The organism is Pseudarthrobacter sp. efr-133-R2A-89 (genome assembly GCF_030209315.1).
GTDB lineage: Bacteria > Actinomycetota > Actinomycetes > Actinomycetales > Micrococcaceae > Arthrobacter.
Genome location: NZ_JARVSE010000009.1, coordinates 42978 through 63969, shown reverse-complemented (window position 1 = coordinate 63969; position 20992 = coordinate 42978). Strand labels below are relative to the sequence as shown.

The 20992-nt window shown below is 68.0% G+C and carries 18 protein-coding genes; 4 read left to right on the top strand and 14 right to left on the bottom strand.

Features of this window, described 5'->3' with window-relative positions:
• Positions 1 to 33: 33 nt before the first annotated feature.
• Entirely contained in the window at positions 34 to 1893 is a 1860-nt protein-coding gene (gene ilvD, locus QRM95_RS15290) for a dihydroxy-acid dehydratase (protein WP_133831760.1), read from the bottom strand.
• Between the two features lie 85 nt (positions 1894 to 1978).
• Here ilvD and QRM95_RS15285 point away from each other — a divergent pair, with 85 nt between their 5' ends.
• Positions 1979 to 2812: a helix-turn-helix transcriptional regulator gene (locus tag QRM95_RS15285; RefSeq protein WP_285248390.1), complete on the top strand. Its 834-nt coding sequence runs from the start codon at positions 1979 to 1981 to the stop codon at positions 2810 to 2812.
• A gap of 70 nt (positions 2813 to 2882) precedes the next feature.
• On the opposite strand, the gene QRM95_RS15280 is transcribed toward QRM95_RS15285, so the two are convergent.
• Together QRM95_RS15280 and QRM95_RS15275 are read right to left on the bottom strand one after the other, a co-directional pair.
• A complete protein-coding gene (locus QRM95_RS15280; RefSeq protein WP_285248389.1) occupies positions 2883 to 3830 on the bottom strand; it encodes a polysaccharide deacetylase family protein in 948 nt (315 codons plus the stop codon).
• A 63-nt stretch (positions 3831 to 3893) separates the two neighbouring features.
• Positions 3894 to 5444 carry a purine-cytosine permease family protein gene (locus QRM95_RS15275; protein ID WP_285248388.1) on the bottom strand — a complete coding sequence of 517 codons (1551 nt, stop codon included), beginning with the start codon at positions 5442 to 5444 and terminating at the stop codon, positions 3894 to 3896.
• A 106-nt stretch (positions 5445 to 5550) separates the two neighbouring features.
• Between QRM95_RS15275 and QRM95_RS15270 the strand changes: the two genes are divergently transcribed.
• Entirely contained in the window at positions 5551 to 7161 is a 1611-nt protein-coding gene (locus tag QRM95_RS15270; protein ID WP_285248387.1) for a PucR family transcriptional regulator, read from the top strand.
• A gap of 145 nt (positions 7162 to 7306) precedes the next feature.
• Entirely contained in the window at positions 7307 to 8356 is a 1050-nt protein-coding gene (locus QRM95_RS15265) for a zinc metalloprotease (RefSeq protein ID WP_285248386.1), read from the top strand.
• Between the two features lie 35 nt (positions 8357 to 8391).
• Here the strand turns inward: QRM95_RS15265 and QRM95_RS15260 are convergent, their stop codons facing one another.
• A complete protein-coding gene (locus tag QRM95_RS15260) occupies positions 8392 to 8955 on the bottom strand; it encodes a dihydrofolate reductase family protein (protein WP_285248385.1) in 564 nt (187 codons plus the stop codon).
• A gap of 160 nt (positions 8956 to 9115) precedes the next feature.
• On the opposite strand from QRM95_RS15260, the gene QRM95_RS15255 reads away from it, so the two are divergent.
• Complete coding sequence (locus QRM95_RS15255) at positions 9116 to 9955, top strand: sulfurtransferase (protein ID WP_285248384.1); 840 nt, start codon at positions 9116 to 9118, stop codon at positions 9953 to 9955.
• A 71-nt stretch (positions 9956 to 10026) separates the two neighbouring features.
• Here the strand turns inward: QRM95_RS15255 and QRM95_RS15250 are convergent, their stop codons facing one another.
• From QRM95_RS15250 to QRM95_RS15205, 10 genes are all read right to left on the bottom strand, one after another.
• A complete protein-coding gene (locus QRM95_RS15250) occupies positions 10027 to 10866 on the bottom strand; it encodes an IclR family transcriptional regulator (RefSeq protein ID WP_502934976.1) in 840 nt (279 codons plus the stop codon).
• A gap of 61 nt (positions 10867 to 10927) precedes the next feature.
• Positions 10928 to 12184: a M24 family metallopeptidase gene (locus tag QRM95_RS15245; RefSeq protein WP_285248382.1), complete on the bottom strand. Its 1257-nt coding sequence runs from the start codon at positions 12182 to 12184 to the stop codon at positions 10928 to 10930.
• 85 nt (positions 12185 to 12269) lie between these two features.
• Positions 12270 to 13640: an MFS transporter gene (locus QRM95_RS15240; RefSeq protein ID WP_285248381.1), complete on the bottom strand. Its 1371-nt coding sequence runs from the start codon at positions 13638 to 13640 to the stop codon at positions 12270 to 12272.
• Positions 13641 to 13910: 270 nt separating this feature from the next.
• Complete coding sequence (gene fdxA / locus QRM95_RS15235) at positions 13911 to 14231, bottom strand: ferredoxin (protein WP_285248380.1); 321 nt, start codon at positions 14229 to 14231, stop codon at positions 13911 to 13913.
• A 4-nt stretch (positions 14232 to 14235) separates the two neighbouring features.
• Positions 14236 to 15708, bottom strand: coding sequence for an aldehyde dehydrogenase family protein (locus QRM95_RS15230; RefSeq protein ID WP_285248379.1), 1473 nt, complete (start codon positions 15706 to 15708; stop codon positions 14236 to 14238).
• Between the two features lie 22 nt (positions 15709 to 15730).
• The gene (locus tag QRM95_RS15225; RefSeq protein ID WP_285248378.1) at positions 15731 to 16531 is read right to left on the bottom strand and encodes an SDR family oxidoreductase; all 801 of its coding nucleotides are present in this window, start codon (positions 16529 to 16531) and stop codon (positions 15731 to 15733) included.
• The gene (locus QRM95_RS15220; RefSeq protein ID WP_285248377.1) at positions 16531 to 17484 is read right to left on the bottom strand and encodes a dihydrodipicolinate synthase family protein; all 954 of its coding nucleotides are present in this window, start codon (positions 17482 to 17484) and stop codon (positions 16531 to 16533) included. The genes QRM95_RS15225 and QRM95_RS15220 overlap by 1 nt, the downstream gene beginning before the upstream one ends.
• Before the next feature lie 13 nt (positions 17485 to 17497).
• On the bottom strand, positions 17498 to 18331 hold the full coding sequence (locus QRM95_RS15215; protein WP_285248376.1) for an enoyl-CoA hydratase-related protein: 834 nt from the start codon (positions 18329 to 18331) through the stop codon (positions 17498 to 17500).
• A complete protein-coding gene (locus tag QRM95_RS15210) occupies positions 18328 to 19587 on the bottom strand; it encodes a CaiB/BaiF CoA transferase family protein (RefSeq protein ID WP_285248375.1) in 1260 nt (419 codons plus the stop codon). Before QRM95_RS15210 ends, QRM95_RS15215 begins: the two co-directional genes overlap by 4 nt.
• Positions 19584 to 20981 (bottom strand): FAD-dependent oxidoreductase, encoded by a 1398-nt coding sequence (locus QRM95_RS15205; protein ID WP_285248374.1) that lies wholly within the window; start codon positions 20979 to 20981, stop codon positions 19584 to 19586. Before QRM95_RS15205 ends, QRM95_RS15210 begins: the two co-directional genes overlap by 4 nt.
• Between the last annotated feature and the right edge of the window lie 11 nt (positions 20982 to 20992).

Below are 20992 nucleotides of genomic sequence, written 5' to 3'. Positions count from 1 at the left end.
ATGGACCTGCCCTTCCCCCGCCAGGAACCAGCGTTACCGCTCGAGCAGCGACACGTCCCGAACGGCGCCCTTGTCCGCGGAGAGGGCCATGGCGGCGTAGGCGCGCAGGGCAGCGGAAACCTGGCGGTCCCGGTCCTTGGGCTTGTAGCCGCCGTTGACCTCCAGCTTCTCGCGGCGCTCGGCCAGGACCTCGTCCGAGACCTCCAGCTGCATGGAGCGCTGGGTGATGTCGATGCTGATGATGTCGCCGTCTTCCACGAGGGCGATGGCTCCGCCGGAGGCAGCCTCCGGGGAGATGTGGCCGATGGACAGGCCGGAGGTGCCACCGGAGAAACGGCCGTCAGTGATGAGGGCGCACTTCTTGCCCAGGCCGCGGCCCTTGAGGAACGAGGTCGGGTAGAGCATTTCCTGCATGCCGGGACCACCGCGGGGGCCTTCGTAGCGGATGACCACCACGTCGCCTTCCTTGACGGTCTTGTTCAGGATCTTCTCCACGGCTTCATCCTGGGATTCGCACACCACGGCCGGGCCGGAGAAGACCCAGATGGACTCGTCCACGCCGGCGGTCTTCACCACGGCGCCGTCGACGGCCACATTGCCGCGGAGCACGGCCAGGCCGCCATCCTTGGAGTAGGCATGCTCCACGGAGCGGATGCAGCCTTCCGCTGCGTCCGTGTCCAGGGAAGTCCACTCGTTCGACTGCGAAAACGCCGTGGAGGAACGGACGCCGCCCGGGGCCGCGTGCCAGAGGGCTTTCGCTTCTTCCGTGGCCTTTCCGCCGCGGATGTCCCAGTCATCCAGCCAGCCGTCCAGGTCATTGGAGTGGACCGAGTGGACGTCCTTGTGCAGGAGTCCGCCGCGGTTCAGCTCGCCCAGCAGGGCCGGGATGCCGCCGGCACGGTGCACGTCCTCCATGTAGTAGGTCTTATCCTTGGCGACGTTGGGTGCCACCTTGGCCAGGCAGGGCACCTGGCGGGACTTGGCGTCCATCTCGGCCAGGCCGTAGTCCACGCCGGCCTCCTGGGCGGCGGCCAGCAGGTGCAGGATGGTGTTGGTGGAGCCGCCCATGGAGATGTCCAGGGCCATGGCGTTGTCGAAGGCCTTGGCGGTGGCGATGGAGCGCGGCAGCACGGACTCGTCGTCGCCGTCGTAGTAGCGCTTCACCAGCTCGACGACGGTGGCGCCGGCCTTCTCGTAGAGCGCCTTGCGGGCGGTGTGGGTGGCCAGCACGGAGCCGTTGCCCGGCAGGGACAGGCCGATGGCCTCGGTGAGGCAGTTCATGGAGTTGGCGGTGAACATGCCGGAGCAGGAACCGCAGGTGGGGCAGGCGTTCTCTTCGATGAGGTTGATGTCGGCATCGGAGATGGACTCGTCCACGGCGTCGGCAATCGCGTTCACCAGGTCCAGGGAGCGGACGGAGCCGTCGGTGAGGGTGACGCGTCCGGCTTCCATGGGGCCGCCGGAGACGAAGACCACGGGGATGTTCAGGCGCAGTGCCGCCATGAGCATGCCCGGGGTGATCTTGTCGCAGTTGGAGATGCAGACCAGGGCGTCGGCGCAGTGGGCGTTGACCATGTACTCCACGGAGTCGGCGATCAGGTCGCGGGACGGCAGCGAGTACAGCATGCCGCTGTGGCCCATGGCGATGCCGTCATCCACGGCAATGGTGTTGAACTCGCGGGGCACGGCGCCGGCGGCGAGGATCGCATCGGAGACGATCCTGCCCACGGGCGCGAGGTGGGTGTGGCCGGGGACGAATTCGGTGAAGGAGTTGGCCACGGCGATGATCGGCTTCCCGATGTCCGCGTTGGCGACGCCGGAGGCGCGCAGCAGTGCGCGGGCTCCGGCCATGTTGCGGCCGTGGGTGACAGTTTTCGAGCGAAGTGCAGGCATGCTTACCATCCTGCGGGCATGGCCCCCCATGCGGAAGACGCTCTTACTACTAGTAGTAGGAGTACCAGAGTAATAGTATTTCCTGGTGACTGAACCAGGGCGCCGCAAAGAGCTGGGCCTCTTCCTCCGCGCCCGCCGGGACCAGGCCCTCCGGGCGGATTATGGGCTGCCGCCGATCGGCCGGGCGCGCGACCGGGGACTGCGCCGCGAAGAGGTGGCGTTCCTTTCGGGCGTCAGCGTCACCTGGTACACGTGGCTGGAGCAGGGCAGGGACATCAGCCCGTCCCGGCAGGTCCTGGAGGCGGTCAGCCGGGCACTGCATCTCTCGGCAACCGGCGTGGGCTACGTCCTGTCCTTGGGCGGGTACGCGTCGGCGGCCCCAGCCGGCCCCGCAGCGGATTCTGCGCCGCCCCACATCCAGCGCCTGCTCGATGCGCTGGACCCCAACCCGAGCTTCGCGCTGTTCCCGGACTGGGGCGTGGCCGGCTGGAACACGGCCTACGCCGCCCTGTTTCCGAACATCGCCACCGTGGCCCCGGCGGACCGCAACCTCCTCTGGCTGGTGTTCACCGATCCCTATGTCCGCAACCTCCTGCCGGACTGGGAAACCACCAGCAAGCGGTTCCTTGCCGAATTCCGCGCCGAAGCCGGGCAGCGGCTCGGTGATCCGGACATCCAGTACCAGGTGGAACGGCTGAAGGAAGCCAGCCCGGAATTCCGGCAGGGCTGGGACCTGTACGACATCCTGGGTTTCGAATCCCGCGAGCGCCTTTTCCACCACCCGGCTGTCGGCGTGCTCCAGCTGGAACACCACCAGGTGTCCCCGTCCGACCGGCCGGACCTCCACATCGTGGTGTACACCCCCGCACCGGGCAGCGACGCGGCCGCGCAGATGCGGTCCCTGCTGTCAGACGGGTGACCGTCTCGGAGAACCACTGAGGCCGGCGGCGGGTAACCCCGCCGCCGGCCTCATCTTTCATCCGCAAACGCTAGGCCAGCACCCCCTGCCGCACCACGGCCGGCTGGAATTGTGCACCCACGCCCGGGAATACCGGCACGTCAATCCGCGCGTGGGTGTGGACCTCCGTGACCGAGGCCTTGGTGTGCCGGGCAATCTGTTCCATGGTGGCGACCCACATGCCGTCCATCGCCTTCACCCGCTCAATCAGCTGCTCAAGGGCCACGGCCTTGGAGGGCCGGCCGGAGATGAACGGGTGGTTGGTCAGGACGAAGCAGCTGCCCTGGGAGTGGTGGGCCTGCGCCTCGAGGGTCCACATTTCCAGGACCTTCGCCGGGCTTTCGATGACGCCGCTGCCGGTCACACCGGGGTAGAAGGCGTACTGCTCCCAGTCATCAAGGGTCCAGTCCACGGGGATCTCCACGATGTCCCTGGGATCATCGGCGGCGACTGCGAACCGGTAGGGGGCATCGCCGTCGAGCAGGCTGGAATCGTAGAGGAAGCCGCGGTCGGCGAGGAGGCCCGGGGAGTGCCAGTTCAGTTCCCACCACGGTGCCCGGTATCCCACCGGCCGTACCCCGGCCACCTTCGCCAGGGCTTCGAGGCCGCGGTCAAGGTAGCCGGCCTCGGTGGCCGCGTCGATGCCCTGCATCGGTTCGTGCAGGTAGCCGTGGTGGCCCACCTCATGCCCGCCGTCGACGATCTGCCGGACCACGTCCGGATAGGACTCGGCGGTGAAGCCGGGGATGAAGAAGGTGGCCTTGATGTCCTGGCGCTCGAGGATTTTCAGGAGCCGCGGCACGGCGACTTTGGGACCGTACGACTGGTGGGTCATCAGCGACATGCGCCGGGTGGAGGTGGGGTCGTGGGCGATCGTGCAGGACTCCGCGTCCACGTCGAAGGTGAAGGAGGCTGCGGCTTTGGCGCCGTCGGGCCAGGTGACCGGATGCAGGGCGTCCGCGATGGCGGGCTGGTTCACGGGAAATCCTTTCGGCGGGCGCAGGGCGCCCGCCAGGTTTTGTGGGAAGGGAAGCTGTGCGGCTTAGCGGGCGGGAAGGGCAGGCGCGGTGTCCGTTTCCTTGCCGCCTGCCCCGGGAGCGGGGTTCACGGCGTTGGCCGTCCGGGGCTTCACTGCGAGGTACCGGATGTGCTGCCGCGGTCCGAGGATGGCGTACACCCCGGCACTGGTCAGTCCGCCGGCCAGCCAGGAAAGGTCCCAGCCGCCCAGGGCCACGGCGATGGGGCCCTGCATGATGGGGATCAGGCCGTACATGAACAGCCAGGTGGCGACGATGCCGGCCACGAGGGAGACAACACCGGCCCAGTTGACGCCGGGCAGGCGCTTGGTGCCTACGGCGTCGAACAGGCGCTCGGGCTCACCGGGCCAGCGCTTGTCCAGCCAGAAGTAGTGCACCAGCATGATTCCGCCCCAGGCGGCCACCCAGGCCACCAGGCCGATCAGCCAGGCGTCAAGCACCGCCGCGAAGTCCTCCTGGAAGATGAAGAAGACGACGGCGGCGAGCGAGAAGACGCCGACGAACAGGTTAAGCTTGCGGCGGCTGATGGAGATGTCCAGGGCCTGGGTGGCGACCGAGAACGTGTAGATGTTCAGGATGTTGGTGGCGATGGGGCCGTGGAGCACCATCAGCAGCACGGGCAGCGCCATGGCGCCAAAGTTGAGGACGATCAGCTTGCCGGGATCGATTTCCCCGGAGTTGGTGGCCAGGCTGGCACCGAGGACGCCGAGCCAGACCACAGGGATGAACTGGCCCAGGACCGAAGCGAGGTAGACCTTCTTCTTGGGGACGCTGGTGCTGACGAACCGGGAGTAGTCGGCGGCGTAGGTGAACCAGGTGATGCCCCAGCCAATGCCGATGGCCGTCATGACGGCGCTCATGGCTGCGATGCGCTCGGAGCCTTCCAGGATGTGCCCGGCCGGTCCGGCGTAGCCCCAGTCGATGTCCATGCCGAACCAGGCGACGGCGGACATGACGGCGAGGATGAGGATGGTGGGCGGTACTGTCCATTTTTCGAAGGCCGCGATGGCTTTGTAGCCGAACCAGGCGATGGCGACCTGCAGGGCCATGATGAAGGTGGCGACGCCGATCTTCCAGGCGTAGTTGGGGGCTTCAGGGTCGACCCAGCCGAGGGTTCCGAAGAGTGCCATGACCAGGTCGAGGATGATCCAGGTGTTCACCGCGCACCAGCCGATGACCAGCAGGGCCTGGATGGCGGCCGGCAGGTAGTTGCCGCGGCGGCCGAAGGCGGCCCGGGCCAGGACCATGCCGGTGGCTCCGGTCTTTTGGCCCAGGAGGACGAAGCAGCCAAAGAGGAGCATGCCGATCAGGTTGCCCAGGACCAGGACGGTGACGGTGTCCGCCAGCCCGAGTCCCAGCTGGATCCCGAGTGCCCCCAGCACCCAGTTGATGGGAGCCAGGTTGGCGCCCGCCCAGATCCAGAACTGGCCGGATACCTTGCGTGTGCGCGCTGATTCGGGGATGGGCTGCAGCCAGGCTTCGTGGTCCACGACGTTGTGGTCCTGGCCGGCAGGGGCCGCGTGCCCGTGCGTTGCTGGTGAAAGCTTTTCTTGCATGGGGGCCTCCGTGAGGTGGATAAGTACTCAAAGGCTATGTGGCCCCCATCACAAGGAACAAGATACAATCTGTCGAACAGATTCCCCTACTACGTTACGGAATGTCGTGTCAGTGTTTCTTGGCGAAATACTCGCCCATCCCGCCCTTGCGGCCGCCGATCCCGTGCTCCATCCCTTGGGCGTGGTGGCCGATGCGCAGCCGGTGCGCTGGGTCCACTCCAGCGAGGTATTGGACATCGCTCCCCTGCTCCGTGGCGGCGAGCTGCTGCTCTGCGGCGGGATCACCCTGGCCACGGCCACCCCCGCCAAACGCGAGGACTACGTCCGTGAACTGGCCCAGCGGGGTATCGCGGCGCTCGCCATCGAGACGGGGGGCGCCCTGCCGGAAATCCCGGCGGACATGCTGCGGACGGCTGAGGAATACGGCCTCCCGGTAGTTGAGTTGCGGGAGGTGGTGCCTTTTGTAGGCGTCATGCAGGCCATCAATTCCATCCTGGTCAGCGAGTCGGTGGGGCACCTGCAGCAGGCAGACGCCGCTACCCGCGCCATGGCGGCGGAACTGGCCCACGGGGCCTCGCTGGACAAGATCCTGGCCGTGCTGGCAGGCATCACAGGGTCCCCCGTGCACCTCACCTCCCCGTGGGGAGTAACCATGGGCAGCGCCGTCCCCGAGGGGTGGAGCAGCGGGGTGGACGCGGACGCCGGGGAAGGACCAGCGGACGACGACGGCTCCGGACCAGGCGCTCATGGCAGCCCTGCCGGCGGGGCCGGGCGGCCCGGCAAAACGGTGGTCAGCGTTGACATTCCCGTGCGCGGCGTCCTGATGGGCCGGCTTGAGGTACGGGTGCCGGAGGCCGCGGACGTGGCCCTGGCGCAGGTGGCCGGGGAACGCGCCGTGGACATCCTCGGGCTGGCGCTGCTGCAGCACACTCCGCCCGGACTGCATGCCCTGGCCGGGGCCGAACTCATGCGGGCCGTGCTCAATTCCGCCCCGGAGTGGCGGCTTGAGCAGCTGGCCCCCGCGGCCGGCTTTCCCACGGATTCCCCGGCGGTGGTGGCCGCCATCCATGCGGCGTCACCGCAGGAGGTGCGCGGCGCCGTCGAAACCTTCCTGAGTTCGCGACGGATTCCCTGTGCCGCGTACCTGGACGACGCCGAACTGGTGGTGATGATCGGCCTTCCCTGCACCGATACCGCCGGTGAGCGGCGGCAGCTGCTGGAATCGTTGCAGGGCTTGGCGGGGGACCCCGACGCGGTGATTGCCGTGGGGCCCCTGGCCGGCGGCGTGGCTGAGGCTTCCTGGTCGCTGGCGGAGGCGCGGCGGGCCTTGGAGGTGCGCCAGATCCGGCGGCGGAACGCCTCGGCACGCCGACAGTATCCGGCGCGCGGCCTGGTGGTGGTGGACGCGGAGGATTCCGCCGTCGAAAGCCTGTCCCTGACCTGCCTGGATGCCTCAGCGCGGGAGGCGTTCGTGAACCGGCAGCTGCGGGCGGTCCTGGAGCATGATGCGCAGCGGCAGTCCCAGCTGCTGGAGACCTTGCGGGTGTGGCTGGACTCGGGCTGCAATACCGCGCAATCGGCGCGCGAACTGCACCTGGAACGGCAGTCCATGCACCACCGGCTGCAGCGGATCTTTGAGCTGTGCGGCGGCGATCCCCGCGGGACCGGCCGGCTGGCGGCATTGCACCTCGCCGCCCGGATGGCGGGGCTCCCCTGACAAGCCCGGCCCGGTAAACCGGCGTCATTGAGCCGCTGGCAGCAGAGCGGTTTCCGCCAGGCGCCGGTGCCTGGAATCCGCCTTCGCATCGGATATCGTTTCAGGGTTGCATGCCGGCAAGGGCGGCCAATTCATGGGGGAGAATATGTCAACAGCGGAACCTGCACGTCAGGATCCCGGGAGGGAGCACGACGACGCCCGGCGAGGCAACGAGTCCCCGCCGGCGGAACCAGCCCCGAGGCGCCCCGCCTACGGCCAGATTCGCGAGGACCTGGGCGCGCCACTCGATCAACCTCACCGGCAGCCGCCCCGTCAGCCCCGGCAGGCGAAGAAACGGCCGGATGGCCGGCTGCTGGGGGCCCTTGCTGCGGCCGGCATCCTCATTGCCGTCCAGGCCTACGCCGCAGGGGGACAACCGGCCGGATGGCCGCTTTCAACCCCCGCCCATGCCAACACCCCTGGTGCGGCAGCAGGTCAGGCGCCCGGCCTGGATCCCCAGCCCGCCCGTTTCCCCGGCCGTGAAGAAGCGGTGCCGGCACCGTCCGCAACGCCGGCACCTTCCGTCCACGCCAGAACCAACCCGACACCGGGAAGGGAGTCCCGGCCCACGCCGCTCGGCACTCCAGCGCCGCTCCCGGCCCAGATCGACTCTTATGCATTCCTGGGCCTGCCGGAAGTGAAGCAGGACCTGGTGGCGTACGATCCCTGCCGGCCCATCCATTTCGTCATGCGGGCGGCCAATGCCCCTGCCGGCGGCCAGGAAATGGTCAACGCGGGCTTCGCCGAACTTTCCCGGGTCACGGGCCTGCAGTTCGTCAATGACGGCGGCACCCTTGAGGGCCCGTCCGACGAGCGGCCGATGTACCAGCCGGACAGCTACGGCGCCACCAGGGATGCTTTCGGCTACGCGGGCAGTTGGGCCGCTTCACCCGGTGCCAAGGACCCGTACGTCTATGTCACCGGCCAGGTGGTCCTGAACGCCCCTCTCCTGTCAGAGTATGCGGCAGTTGAGGGGCCGGCCCTGGAACCTGCAGTCATCGCCCATGAACTGGCCCACCTGGTGGGGCTGGAGCATGTGGACGATCCCACCCAGCTGATGTACCCGGAAGCAGGTTTTGGGGTCTATGCCTATGCCGGCGGCGACCTCACAGGACTGGCAGCCCTCGGCCACGGCACCTGCGCACCGGCCCTCTAGGTCCCGGGCCCGGGCCGCTTTGAAACCTGATGCGCTCAGCGCCGAACGTCGTACCGGCCCAGGACCGCGCCGCCGGGAAAAGCCCTGGTCTCCACAAGCTTCAGCTGCACCCAGTGGTCCAGGGCCGTAAAGAAGGGCGTCCCGCCGCCCACCAGGACCGGATGGGTGACCAGCACGTACTCATCGATCAGTCCGGCCCGGATGGCCGCCGCGGCGAGCGTGGCACCGACGATGTCGATCGGACCGGCCTCCCCTGCCTTGAGCCGTGCGATCTCCGGAACCGCATCGCCGGTGACCAGGCGGGTATTCCAGTTGACCGGGCGGGTCTTCGAGGAGAACACCACCTTCGGCATGTCCCGCCAGCGTTGCGCGAACTCAATCTCCGCCGGAGAGGCACCGGGCTCCTGGTCCGCGGTGGGCCAGTGGGAGCTCATCGTCTCCCACAGCCTGCGCCCGTACAGGGCCAGGCCCGTCGCCGCCACGCGGTCGGACCACCATTGGAACAGTTCCTCGTCCGGCATGCTCCAGCCGAGGTCGTCCCCGGCGGCTGCGGTGTAGCCGTCCAGGCTGACGTTCATGGCGAAGGTTAGTTTGCCCATGGCGCCAGTCTCCCGCGGGCCGGTGCTGGGTGTACAGACCGGCACGGCCGCGACGAGCGCTCGGCCCGGCCACGACGAAGCCGGGGACCGCCACGCTTGAGTATCCACATAATGGGACATTCTTGCTCACATTATGGACGCATCGTCTAGCCTGCACTGTATGGACCCCACCTCAACCACCCGGGCGGAGCTGCCGCCGTTCGTCGATAGCGCGTGGCTCGCGGAGCATCAGGGAAACGTTGTCATCGCCGATGCGCGCTGGTACCTCGACGGAGCGTCTGGCCGTTCGGCCTACGACGGCGGGCATCTTCCGGGTGCAGTGTTTGTGGACATGGACGCCTGGCTGTCCGGCGATCCTGGACCGGGCGGATTGAACCCGCTTCCCGGCCCTGACGTGTTTGCCCGCGGGATGTCCTCCCTGGGAATCGGTGACGGCGCAGCCGTGGTCGCCTATGACGACGCAGGTGGGGTCATCGCTGCGCGGCTCGTCTGGATGCTGCGCGCGATCGGACATCCGGCGGCGCTGCTCGACGGCGGGATGGCAGCCTGGACGGGACCTTTGGAGACCAGGTCCGGGAAGCCGGCCCCCGCGACGTTCACGCCGGTCCCCTGGCCCGAGTCCCGCCTGGCCCGGCTGGAGGACATCACCGCCACACCTGCCGGGATCCTCGTCGATGCCCGCAATGCCGACCGCTTCGATGGAACGCTCCAGTTGCCCACCGATCCCCAGGCAGGCCACATTCCGGGCGCCGTGAACGTCCCCTGCCGGGCGAACCTCTCCCCCGATGGACGCCTGCGCCCGATCACAGAGGTCCGGGCCGCATTCGCGGAGGTTGGGGTCGACCATGCCGCGGCAGTCATCTCCTACTGCGGCTCAGGCGTCACGGCGTGCCACAACCTCCTGGCCCTTGAACATGCCGGACTTGGCCATGGCCGCCTCTACGCCGGCGGGTGGTCGGAATATGCGGCCGCCCCAGGCCGTAGGGCCGAGCTGGGCTGATAGGCGGCAAAGCCCGTTAGCGTGGCCAACCGCCGTCGGGCAGGAGGCGGCCCGCCCCAGCCTGCCGCGGCTTAGCTTGGCCGGCCGCCCAGACGGGTGGTCACCTTGGCGGCGGCGGCGACGCAGGCTTCGGCCAGCCTCTCGAATTGCTCTTTGGATACCCGGAATCGCGGGGCCGGGATCAGGACGGCGGCCACCACGTCCCCGCGGTGGTCGCGGACGGGGGCCGCCACGCCCACTTCATCCATGGACGATTCACCGTAGTTGCCCGCCCACCCGCGCTGCGTCACGTCCTGGAGCCGGGCCTCGTAAGCCGCCAGGCCGGCGTCGTCCATTCCGGGAAAGGTGATGGCTCCGCTCCGCAGCAGCTCACGCACCCGCTCGGCCGGCAGCGTGGACAGGAACACCTGGACCGAGGCGCTCATGGCATCCCGATACCGGGCGCCCAGCGGCGTGGTGTGCTTGATCTGGTGGTGGCTGGCGATCTGCTCCACGCAAATGGCTTCATCCCCGTTCCAGAGCATGAGCGCGCTGGTTTCGCCGGTCTGCTCGGCCAGTTGCCGCAGCACGGGGTACGCAACGCGGCGTTCCTCCATCTCGGCCAGCAGCGGCCCGGCGACGGCGATCAGCCCCAGGCCCAGCCGGAACCGCTTGGTTTCCGGGTCCCGTTCCACCAGGTTCTCCTGCTCGAAGGTGGCCAGGATCCGGGAGACACTGCTCTTGTGCATGCCCACCCGGTTGGCGATTTCCGTGACCCCCAGCAAGGGTTCGTCCGCGGTAAAGGTGCGCAGGACAGCGATGGCATTGACGACGACGGAAGCGCCTTTGGCGTCCGTCCCGCCGTTGCTGCCGGTGCCGGTCCCTGTGCCGTTGGTGTCGGAAGTCTTTGCAGGAGTCATGGTGGACACCATCTTTCCTCATGGACGGCGGAAGCGGCGCCACGTGCGTGGCGCCGCTTCGCTGTGGTGATGGTTAGGCCTGGACGATGTTGTGTTCCGGGCCGAAGGGGAACTTGGTGATGTTCTCCACCGTGTTGTCCTCGCCGATCACCAGGATGTCGTGCTCGCGGTAGCCGCCGGCACCCGGCTGGCCGTCCGCAACGGTGATCATGGGTTCCATGGAGACCACCATGCCGGGCTCCAGGACGGTGTCGATGTCCTCGCGCAATTCCAGGCCGGCTTCGCGGCCGTAGTAGTGGCTGAGGACGCCGAAGGAGTGGCCGTAGCCAAAGGTGCGGTTGGCCAGCAGTCCGTGGCTGATATAGATCTCGTTGAGTTCGGCGGCAATGTCCTTGCACACGGCGCCGGGCTTGATGAGTTCCAGGCCGCGGCGGTGGACCTCCACGTTGATGTTCCACAGTTCCAGGGACCGTTCGTCCGGCTGGCCCAGGAAGAGGGTGCGTTCCAGGGCCGTGTAGTAGCCGGAGGTCATGGGGAAGCAGTTCAGGGAGAGGATGTCGCCCTGCTGCAGCTTGCGGGTGGTGGCCCAATTGTGGGCGCCGTCGGTGTTGATGCCCGACTGGAACCACACCCAGGTGTCGCGGACTTCGCGGTCGGGGAAGGTCCGGGCGATCTCGTGCACCATGGCTTCGGTGCCGATCAGGGCCACCTCGTACTCGGTGACGCCTTCGCGGATGGCGTTGCGAATGGCCTCGCCGCCGAGGTCGCCGATGCGGGCACCGTGCTTGATGACCTCGATTTCCTCGGCGGACTTGATCATGCGCTGGCGCATGGCGTCCTGGGAGACGTCCAGGAGCGTGGCGCCGGGGAAGGCGGCGGCGATCTTTTCGCGGGTCAGGCCCGGGAGGAAGTCGTCCTCGACGCCCAGGCGGGAGGCCTTGACGCCGCGCTGGCGCAGTGCCTCCTGCAGGCCGAAGTAGAAGTTGTCGCGGCGCCAGTCGGTGTAGACGATGTTCTCGCCGTAGGAGGTGCGCCATGGCATGCCGGCATCGATGTTCGCCGTCACGGTGACCGAGTCGTCGGCGGTGACCACCAGGGCGTAGTTGCGGCCGAACGTGGTGTAGAGGAAGTCGGAGTAGTACTTGATGCCGTGGTAGCTGGTGAGGATGACCGCGTCCAGGCTCTTGGCAGCCATGATCTGGCGCAGGCCGCCGAGGCGGCGCTCGAACTCTGCATCGGAGAACGTGAGCTTGCCCTTGGTGCCGTTGTGCAGGACCTTGAGGCGCTCCAGCTCGGCGATGGACGAGGCGTTGTCGGTGGTGATGGTCACGGGTGTGCCTTTCGATATGGCGGGCAGGTATTTGGCCGCACATGGGTTGGGTGGGAAAGTAGAAAGTTCCGGGGCCTCTGCAGGTTCAGAGGTGCTTGAGCGGCTTGCGAGAGGTTTCGGCGGCGAACAGGACTGCGGCGAGGGACACGGCGGACGCGGCCACGAGGTACCAGCCGGGGGCGAGCTTGCTCTGGGTCAGGCCGATCAGCAGGGTGGCCATGAACGGCGCGGTCCCGCCGAAGATCGCGTTGGACAGGTTGAAGCTGACGGCGAAGCCGCTGTACCGGACCTTGGTGGGGAACAGTTCGGCCAGGAAGCTGGGCAGGGTGCCGTCGTTGAGGGTAAGCATGCCGCCCAGCAGGATCTGGACCAGGACGATCACCAGGAAGTTGCCGGTATCCAGCAGCATGAACGCCGGAACGGTGAGGAGCATGAACAGCACCGAGGCGGTGATCAGCATCCGCTTGCGGCCGAACCGGTCCGAGGCCATGCCGGTCAGGAAGATGAAGCCGATGTAGCTGGCCAGGGCGATGGTGGTGGCCAGGAACGATTCGGTGGGACCGAAGCCCAGTTCCTCGGACAGGTAGGTGGGCATGTAGCTGAGGATGACGTAGAAGCCGACGGCGTTGAGCAGCACCGCTCCGCAGGCGATGAGCAGCTGCTTCCGGTAGGTCCGGAACATGTCCAGCGCCGGCGCCTTGGGGGCGGATTCTTCCTGCTCCGCCAGGGCGCGGAAGGCGGGAGTGTCCTCCAGCTTGGTGCGGATGTAGCGGCCGATCAGCCCCATGGGGGCGGCCAGGAGGAACGGCAGCCGCCAGCCCCAGTCGTGCAGCTGCCCGGTGCTGAGTACCGAGCTGAGGAGTGCCGCGATCAGCGAGCCCAGGAGCAGGCCCGCGGCCGTGCTGGCGGGCACGACGGCGGCGTAGAGTCCGCGGCGGTTGGCCGGCGCGTATTCCACCAGGAAGGCCGACGCCCCGGCGTATTCTCCCGCCGCCGAGAAGCCCTGGACCACGCGGACCAGCAGGAGCAGGACCGGGGCCAGCATGCCGATGGTTCCGTAGCCGGGAATGAGGGCGATGCAGAACGTGGAGACGGACATGATGACGATCGAGAGGGACAGTGCCTTGCGCCTGCCCAGCTTGTCGCCGATGTGGCCCCAGAAGAAGCCGCCCAGGGGCCGGACGAAGAAGGAAATTGCGAACACCGCGAACGTGGCCAGCAGCGCAGTCTGGCGGTCGGCTTCGGGGAAGAAGACGGACGAAATGACGGCAGCGAGGTAGCCGTACACGGCGTAGTCGAACCATTCGACGAAGTTGCCGATGAAGCTGGCCGTGACCACCCGGCGTCGAACGTCCTTGCTTGCCACGGCGCTGCCGGCACCCTGGCCTGCCACGGCGGGGCCGTTGGCATCTGCGGCAACGGCCCCCGCTCCGGCGGAGTTGGAATTGGTACTCATGGAACCACCATTAGAAGTATGAGTTGCATTGATTGCAACGTGGTTGTTTCAACATAGGTGGTGACGGGCAACACAGTCAAGACTTTTCTGCGGCTTTCACTGGCTATTAATCGCGCACTAAAAGTCCAGCCGGACGATCACGCCCTCGCTCCGTCCATTCAGTTTTCGTTGCATTCAAAGCAACATGGTTGTAACAAGCGTGCAATATGACCATTAACGCAGCAATGGCCGCCAAGCGAAGGCTTGGCGGCCATTGAAAAGGTTGGGTCCCTAGCGTGCCGGGACGGGCTCCGCAGCAACGACGGGATGGTCACGATGCAGGTTTCCCAGTGCGGAGGCGCCCTGCGGCGAGCCCAGTTCATGGAAGAACTCCACGTTGGCGCGGACGTAGTCTGCCCATTCGTCCGGCACATCGTCCGAATAGTAGATGGCCTCCACCGGACAGACCGGATCGCACGCACCGCAGTCGACGCACTCGGACGGATGGATATAGAGTGACCGGTCGCCCTCGTAGATGCAGTCCACGGGGCATTCCTGGATGCACGCCTTGTCCTTCACGTCCACGCACGGCTGGGCGATCACGTACGTCATGGGACTACACGCCCGTGTACACGGTTTTGCCCCAGGTGAAGAACTCCAGGGCGGACCGGCCTTGCTCGCGGAACGTGTTGGTGGAGGAATCCTTGACGCCGCCGAACGGCACGTTCAGGTCCAGCCCGGCGGTGGGCCGGTTGACCTTGACGACCCCGGCCTGGGCCCTGGCGGCGAAGTCGGTGGCCAGGGCCAGGGAGTCGGTGCAGATGCCGGCGGTGAGGCCATAGCGGGAATCGTTGATCGCGGCGAGGCCGGCCTCGTAATCGGGGACCTCAAGGACTGCAACCACCGGGCCGAAGATCTCCTCCGTCACCGCAGGATCGTCGAAGTCCAGGCCGGTGAGCACGGCGGCAGGGAAGAACAGCGCATCGGAGGAATCGCCGTCGTACTTTCCGTGCAGGAGCGTGGCGCCGCGCTCAACCGCGCCGCGTACCGCCGCCTGGTCCTGCTCGAACTGCTGGGCGCTCACCACGGCGCCCATGGCGGATTCCAGGCCGTCTCCGGGGGTGTACTTTGCCGCCTCCGCCACCAGGGCGTCGAGGAATGCCGCCCGGATGCCGGGGGTGACGTACACCCTCGACGTGGCGGTGCAGGCCTGGCCGGTGAGGCCGAACGCGCCCGCCGCCACGACCTGTGCGGCCTTGGCAGGGTCCGCGTCATCCAGGACCAAGACGCCGTTCTTGCCGCCCATCTCCAGCTGGACGCGGGCACGCCGGCCGTTGAGGATCTCCTGCAGTCCCAGGCCCACGCTGGTTGACCCGGTGAAGGACATCCCGGCGATGCGCGGGTCGCGGGCCAGCGCATCACCCACCACCCGGCCTTTGCCGTGCACCAGGTTGAACACGCCCGCCGGCAGTCCTGCGTCATGCAGGGCACGGGCCAGGTGGGTGGCGGACAGAGGGGTGAGCTCGGCGGGCTTGAGTACCACTGCGTTGCCGCTGATCAGGGCAGGCGCCGTCTTCCAGGCCGGAATGGCGATGGGAAAGTTCCAAGGGGTGATCAACCCAACCACGCCCAGCGGTTCACGCCGGGTGGTGATGGTGGTGTCCGGCAGTCCGCTGGGCAGCACCTCGCCGGTGGCGGCCCAGCCCAGCGAGCCGAAGAAGCGCAGCACGTCCGATGCACGCTTCACCTCACCCTTGGCCTCGGCCAGGGTCTTGCCCTCCTCCCGGACCAGGTCCTCGGCGATCGCGGACTGCCGGTCGATCAGCAGGTTGCCTGCCGTGATCAGGATGGCCCCGCGGGAGGGTGCCGGCAGGGCGGCCCAGGAGGGCTGCGCTGCCGCGGCGGCGGAGATGGCGGCGTCGACATCCTCCGCGGTGCCGCTGGGTGAGAGTGCTGCCAGTTCATCCGGGCGCGCGGGGTTGGCGCGGCGGGTTTCCGCGGTTCCCAGCCATTGCCCGTTGATGAGGTGCTGGGCGGTTTTGCTGCAATCCAGTGCGGTGGTGTTGGGGTCCAGGGCGGTGGAGGTCATGGCATTCCTTTGGAAGTTGGGGCTAGAGGCTGCGGATGAGGCCGCCGTCGCACCGCAGCGCCACGCCGGTGATGTACGACGCCGGGGCGCTGCAGAGGAAGGCGGCGGCCGCACCGAATTCGGCGGGCTCGCCGTAACGGCGGGCGGGGATGGTTTTGCGGGATTCCAGCCGGATGTCCTCCAGCGTGGTGCCGCGGCGCTTTGCGGCTGCCTGGTCCAGTTCGGTGACGCGGTCCGTGGCTATCCTGCCGGGCAGGAGCAGGTTCACGGTGACCCCGTCCAGGGCAACTTCGGCGGCAAGAGTTTTGAGGTAGCCGGCAAGGGCTGCGCGGCCGGTATTGGAGACGGCCAGGTTGGGAAGCGGTGCTGCGACGCCGCTGGAGCCGATGGCGAGGATCCGCCCCCACCTCCGTTCCCGCATGGCCGGGAGGGTGCGGGAGACCAGGGCATGATGCGGCTTGACCAGGAGGTCGAACGCCGCGGCGATGTCCTCGCTGCCCAGTGTTGCGGCGGCTCCGGGCCGGGGGCCGGGGCCGTTCAGGACCAGGATGTCGATCGGACCCAGGCCGGCCTCGGCCTGCGCCACCGCGGCGTCAACGCCCTCGGCGCCGGTGAGGTCAGCCTCGACGGCGACGGCCGCAAAGCCCGGCAGGCCGCCGAACGCCTCCTGCAGCTCGTCCACGATCTCCTTGGCACGGACGCCGCGGCGGCCCATGATGGCCACCTTGGCGCCTTCCGCGGCGAGGGCACGGGCCACGGCGAGTCCCAGGCCGCCCGTGGAGGCGGCCACCAGCGCCGTCTTGCCGGCGATTCCCAGGTCCATCAGTTCCTCCCCGCAGGGGCGAGCGCCCGGTTCAGGTCCAGGGCGATGGCGGCTTCGCGGAGATGGACCTCCATGGCGTGCCGCAGGTTTTCGGGAAAGCCGGCGGCCGGGGCACGGACGCCCGGGTCCTTGATCCAGCCCCGCTCGCGGAGGCATTCCTTGCGGATGGCCAGGGCCACCTTGGCCTGCTGCTCGAAGTTGATCAGTGGCAGGTAGGGCACCAGCTGCCCGGCGGCCGCCGCGTACCCCTGCTCCCGCCAGGCACGGACGCAGGCAATCAAGGCCTCGGGGTAGGAGAACCCGGTCATGGCACCGGCGGCGCCTGCCAGGAGCTCGTCCAGCAGCCCCTGGCCGCCGAGTCCGCCGAATACCGAGACCCCGGTACCGGCGTGAAGTTCGGCGATGGCCACACTGGTGGGCGGCGCCTCAGCCTTGATGGCGATGACGCAGGGGCTTGCCGCGACCACATCAACCAGGGCGGCGGTGGTGATGGCGACGCCGCTGGCCAGCGGGTAGTCCTGCAGCACCACTTTGGCTCCGGTGGCGCGGTGGATGGCGTCCAGGTGGGCGCTGACTACCTCGGGCTTCGGCGAGTTGGCCTGCACCATGACAGCGGCCAGGCGCTGCCCGGCAACCTCCTGGGCGGCGCGGATTTCCTCGATGGCCGGCCGGGTGGCCAGGGCTGTTACGCCCACCACCAAGGGCAGTTCCGTGCATTCGACGGCGATTTCGAGGACCTGGCGGCGTTCCTCCGGGGTGAGCGCGGCGGCCTCCCCGAAGACGCCCAGGACGGTCAGGCCCGTGGCGCCGATGGTTTCGTAGCGTTCCACGAGGTCCGAGAGGCTGTCCAGGTCCAAGTCCAGCGTGCTGCCCTGGAATGGTGTGGCAACGACGCCCCACACGCCAGGCGTCAATGACTCCCGCATCGGGTTCTCCCTTGGTTTGTTGTTCATCTGACGGCTGTCCCTATCTGCCGGGCCAGGCCGGTTTCCGCTTTTCCTGGAAGGCGCGGACGCCCTCGGCGGAGTCTTCGCTGTCCAGGGCTGCCATTAGGGCCGGCAGCCGCAGGCCGCGGGCCTCCGTGGCGGTGAGGTGCCCGGTCTGCGTGACCATCTGCTTCACGGCCCGGACCGAGGTGGGGGCGCAGGCCAGGACCTGGTCCACCCAGCGCTGCACAGCGGCGTCGAGCTCGTCCGCCGGGACCACCTCGTTGACCAGGCCCATGGCCTGCATTTCTGCGGCGTCAGCCTTCCGGCCGGTGAGCAGCAGCCCCATCGCCTGGGTGTAGGGAACGCGGCGCACCAGCTGGTGGATGCCGCCGTCGAGCGCCAACCGCCCGACGCGCGGCTCCGTCAAGCCGAACTTTGCGCTGTCCGCTGCCACCACGATGTCCGCGCCCAGGACAATTTCCATGCCGCCGCCCAGTGCGTAGCCGTTCACCTTGGCAATCACGGGGATGTCCAGCGTGGTCCGCAGGCTCAGGCCGCCGAAGCCGTTGGGGTCCAGGCCGGCCCAGTATTCCAGGCCCGTCTTGTCCACGGCGGACGCGGACATGTCCGCACCCACGCAGAACGCCCGGGGGCCGGCGCCCGTGATGACCACTGCGCGGACGTCCGGATCAGCCTCAAGCTGGTCCCAGATGGCGTTGAGGCTGGCCTGGGCCGTGCCGTCCACGGCGTTGAGGACGTGCTGCCGGTCGATCACCACGGTGGCCACCTGGTTCTCGATGGACAGGGTGACCTGGTCCACCGGAGCGGAGGCCTCGGCCGGTGACTGGGGGTCCGCTGCAACCGCTGTCACCGGAGCACCCCGAGTTCCTGCAGCCGCTTGATGGTGGCCTCGTCGAAGCCGTTCTCCAGCAGCACTTCCACATTGTGCTCGCCCAGGCGGGGTGCCGCCCGGCGGACGGTGGGCGGTGTGGCGGAGAGCCGGATGGGGGCGTTCAGCATCTTGACCGTCCCCACGCCGGGGTGTTCGACCTCCACGATCATGCCGTTGGCCTCGGTCTGGGCGTCGGCGAGCGCCTGTTCCAGCGTGTGGACGGGGGCGTTGAGCAGCCCCTGTTCCTCCAGCTTGCCGGTCCAGTACTCGGTGGTGTTGGCGGCGAAGTGTTCGCGGAAGATCGCCTGCAGCGCCGGCTTGTTCTTGAACTGCTGTTCCAGCGTGGCGAATCCCGGGCGTTCGGTGAGGTCCTCGTCCAGGCCAAGGGCATCGGAGATCCGGGCCAGCGGGTCCGGGGTGAAGCCGCCCACCATGCACACGGCACCGTCGGTGGTTTCAAAGACGCCGCTCAGGGGCATGGCGCCCCAGTTGACCTCGTAACCGCGGTTGAGCTGCATGCACGCCTCCTGCATCTGCAGGTGCAGCATGGAGTCGTACATGGTCACCTCCACTTTTTGCCCGGTTCCGGTGGTTTCCCGGGTGCGCAGCGCCAGCAGGATGCCCTGCATCAGGTGCATGCCGGTGATGTAGTCGCACAGGGTGGTGGGGTAGATGGCCGGTTTCTGGTCCTCCGATTCGCGCCGCCACATCACGCCGGAGTAGGCCTGCGCGATCGCGTCCTGCCCGCCCTTGTGCGAGTACGGCCCTACGGGGCCGAACCCGGTTCCGGAGGCCCAGATGATTCCGGAGTTGTCCGCCTTGAGGTCCTCGTACCCGAAGCCCATCCGTTCCATGACCCCGGAGCGGAAGTTGCTGACCACCACGTCCGCGTCCGCCATGATGGCGTGCAGGACATTGCGGCCTTCCTCGGTGCGGGTGTCGATGGAGACGCTCCGCTTGTTCCGGTTGATGGACAGGAAGATCGGGTTGTCCTGGCCGTCCTTGTCCGGGAACGAGTTGCGGGAGATGTCACCGGCGCCGGGGCGTTCCACCTTGATGATGTCGGCGCCGTAGTCGCCCAGCAGCTGGGTGCAGGAGGGGCCCATGAACACCTGCGTGAAGTCCACGATCTTGATGCCGTCCAGCGGAAGCGGGGTGGCCGGCCGCGCGCCCCCGGTGAGGGGGGAGGCAGCGGCAGGTGCCGTCGTCGGGCGTTCTGCCGTTGCCATGCTCATGCCGGCACCGCCGCGTCGGCATCGATGGTGGCGTTCGACGACGGGACGTCGCCGGGGTCCGCGCCGTGCCGGCGCATGCCCTGCTGGATGTCCGCTGCCGCGACGTCGCGGACCAGCACGCCGGACTGGACGGCGAGTGCTGCCGCGACGCCGACGGCCTGGCCCATGGCCATGCACGGCGGAATTTCGCGCGACATCTTCTGCGCCTCCGGGGTGGCGGAGTAGTGGCGGCCGGCCACCAGCAGCTGGTCCACTTCCTTGGGCAGCAGCGAGCGGTAGGGGTAGTAGTAGTCCCGGCCCCGGGCCACACTGTCTTGGAAATGCCGGCGGGAGGTGACGTCCTCCTTGGTCATGACGTATTCGCCTTGCAGCAGGCGGGTCTGGCGGACGCCCATCTGGGAGGCGACGTCCAGCATGTAGCACTTTTCGAATCCGGGGAGGTTGGCACGGACGTAGTCCACGGCTTCGGAGATCTTGTCGCGGGCGGCGAATTCGGCGGCGGTCATGTCTGCCGGGTCCACGCCGTCGTAGCCGGTCATGTGCGGGGCGTTGCACCAGACCACGCCGTCGATGGGGGTCTTGAGCCACCACAGTTCCCAGGCGCCGCCGAGGAGGCGCTTGATCTTGCGGTTGATGGCACGGGCTTCCCTGGGGTTGGCCTGCTCGAAGGCCTCCGCGGCCGCGGTGTCCACGTTGCCCAGCCGGAACACCAGGGTGGTGAGGTAGTTGTCCTTGGCGTAGGCGGCGCCGGCGCGGGAGGCGACGTCGATGTCTCCGGTGGTGTCGATGACCACGTCCGCCGTGAAGGCCTGCGGGCCAAGCTTGGTTTCGCAGACCACGCCCTTGATCACGCCGTTGTCCACGATGGGGCGGGAGAACCAGGAGTGCAGCCGCAGGTCCACACCGGCTTCGCGGACGAGGTCGTTGGAGACCCGCTTCCAGCCGTCGGGGTCGAACGCGGCGGCGTAGCAGATGGGCTTGGGGGTGGTGTGGGAGTGGAAGTCGAAGGTGCCGTAGCGGCCCCACTTGTTCCAGAGCTCTTCTGAGGTGCGGCGGTCTTCGGCCGGCGGGACGATGGCCAGGCCCAGTTTCTGCAGCCGCTCTACGTACTCGGAGACGATCCCCGTGACCGTGATGTCCTGGCCGTTGATCATGTCGTCCAGCACCAGCACCATGCCGCCGGAGGCGAGGCCGCCCAGTGAGGAGTAGCGCTCCAGGAGGGTGACCTTGGCCCCGGAGCGGGCCGCGGTGACGGCGGCGGCGACGCCGGCGGGACCACCGCCTACCACCAGGACGTCGGAGCGGGAGATCACCGGGGCGGTGAGGTCCGCGGTGGTGGTGGCCAGTTCCAGCGACCCGGTTTTGGGCGCGGCAAAGGTAGGTGGGTTGTTCATGGGGGGAAATC

What these genes read in the sequence shown, in the direction of transcription:
- ilvD (WP_133831760.1), bottom strand. Translation starts at nt 1,893, where the DNA reads ATGCCTGCACTTCGCTCGAAAACTGTCACCCACGGCCGCAACATGGCC.
- QRM95_RS15275 (WP_285248388.1), bottom strand. Translation starts at nt 5,444, where the DNA reads ATGCAAGAAAAGCTTTCACCAGCAACGCACGGGCACGCGGCCCCTGCC.
- QRM95_RS15265 (WP_285248386.1), top strand. Translation starts at nt 7,307, where the DNA reads ATGTCAACAGCGGAACCTGCACGTCAGGATCCCGGGAGGGAGCACGAC.
- QRM95_RS15260 (WP_285248385.1), bottom strand. Translation starts at nt 8,955, where the DNA reads ATGGGCAAACTAACCTTCGCCATGAACGTCAGCCTGGACGGCTACACC.
- QRM95_RS15255 (WP_285248384.1), top strand. Translation starts at nt 9,116, where the DNA reads ATGGACCCCACCTCAACCACCCGGGCGGAGCTGCCGCCGTTCGTCGAT.
- QRM95_RS15250 (WP_502934976.1), bottom strand. Translation starts at nt 10,866, where the DNA reads ATGGTGTCCACCATGACTCCTGCAAAGACTTCCGACACCAACGGCACA.
- QRM95_RS15240 (WP_285248381.1), bottom strand. Translation starts at nt 13,640, where the DNA reads ATGAGTACCAATTCCAACTCCGCCGGAGCGGGGGCCGTTGCCGCAGAT.
- fdxA (WP_285248380.1), bottom strand. Translation starts at nt 14,231, where the DNA reads ATGACGTACGTGATCGCCCAGCCGTGCGTGGACGTGAAGGACAAGGCG.
- QRM95_RS15230 (WP_285248379.1), bottom strand. Translation starts at nt 15,708, where the DNA reads ATGACCTCCACCGCCCTGGACCCCAACACCACCGCACTGGATTGCAGC.
- QRM95_RS15225 (WP_285248378.1), bottom strand. Translation starts at nt 16,531, where the DNA reads ATGGACCTGGGAATCGCCGGCAAGACGGCGCTGGTGGCCGCCTCCACG.
- QRM95_RS15220 (WP_285248377.1), bottom strand. Translation starts at nt 17,484, where the DNA reads ATGAACAACAAACCAAGGGAGAACCCGATGCGGGAGTCATTGACGCCT.
- QRM95_RS15210 (WP_285248375.1), bottom strand. Translation starts at nt 19,587, where the DNA reads ATGAGCATGGCAACGGCAGAACGCCCGACGACGGCACCTGCCGCTGCC.
- QRM95_RS15205 (WP_285248374.1), bottom strand. Translation starts at nt 20,981, where the DNA reads ATGAACAACCCACCTACCTTTGCCGCGCCCAAAACCGGGTCGCTGGAA.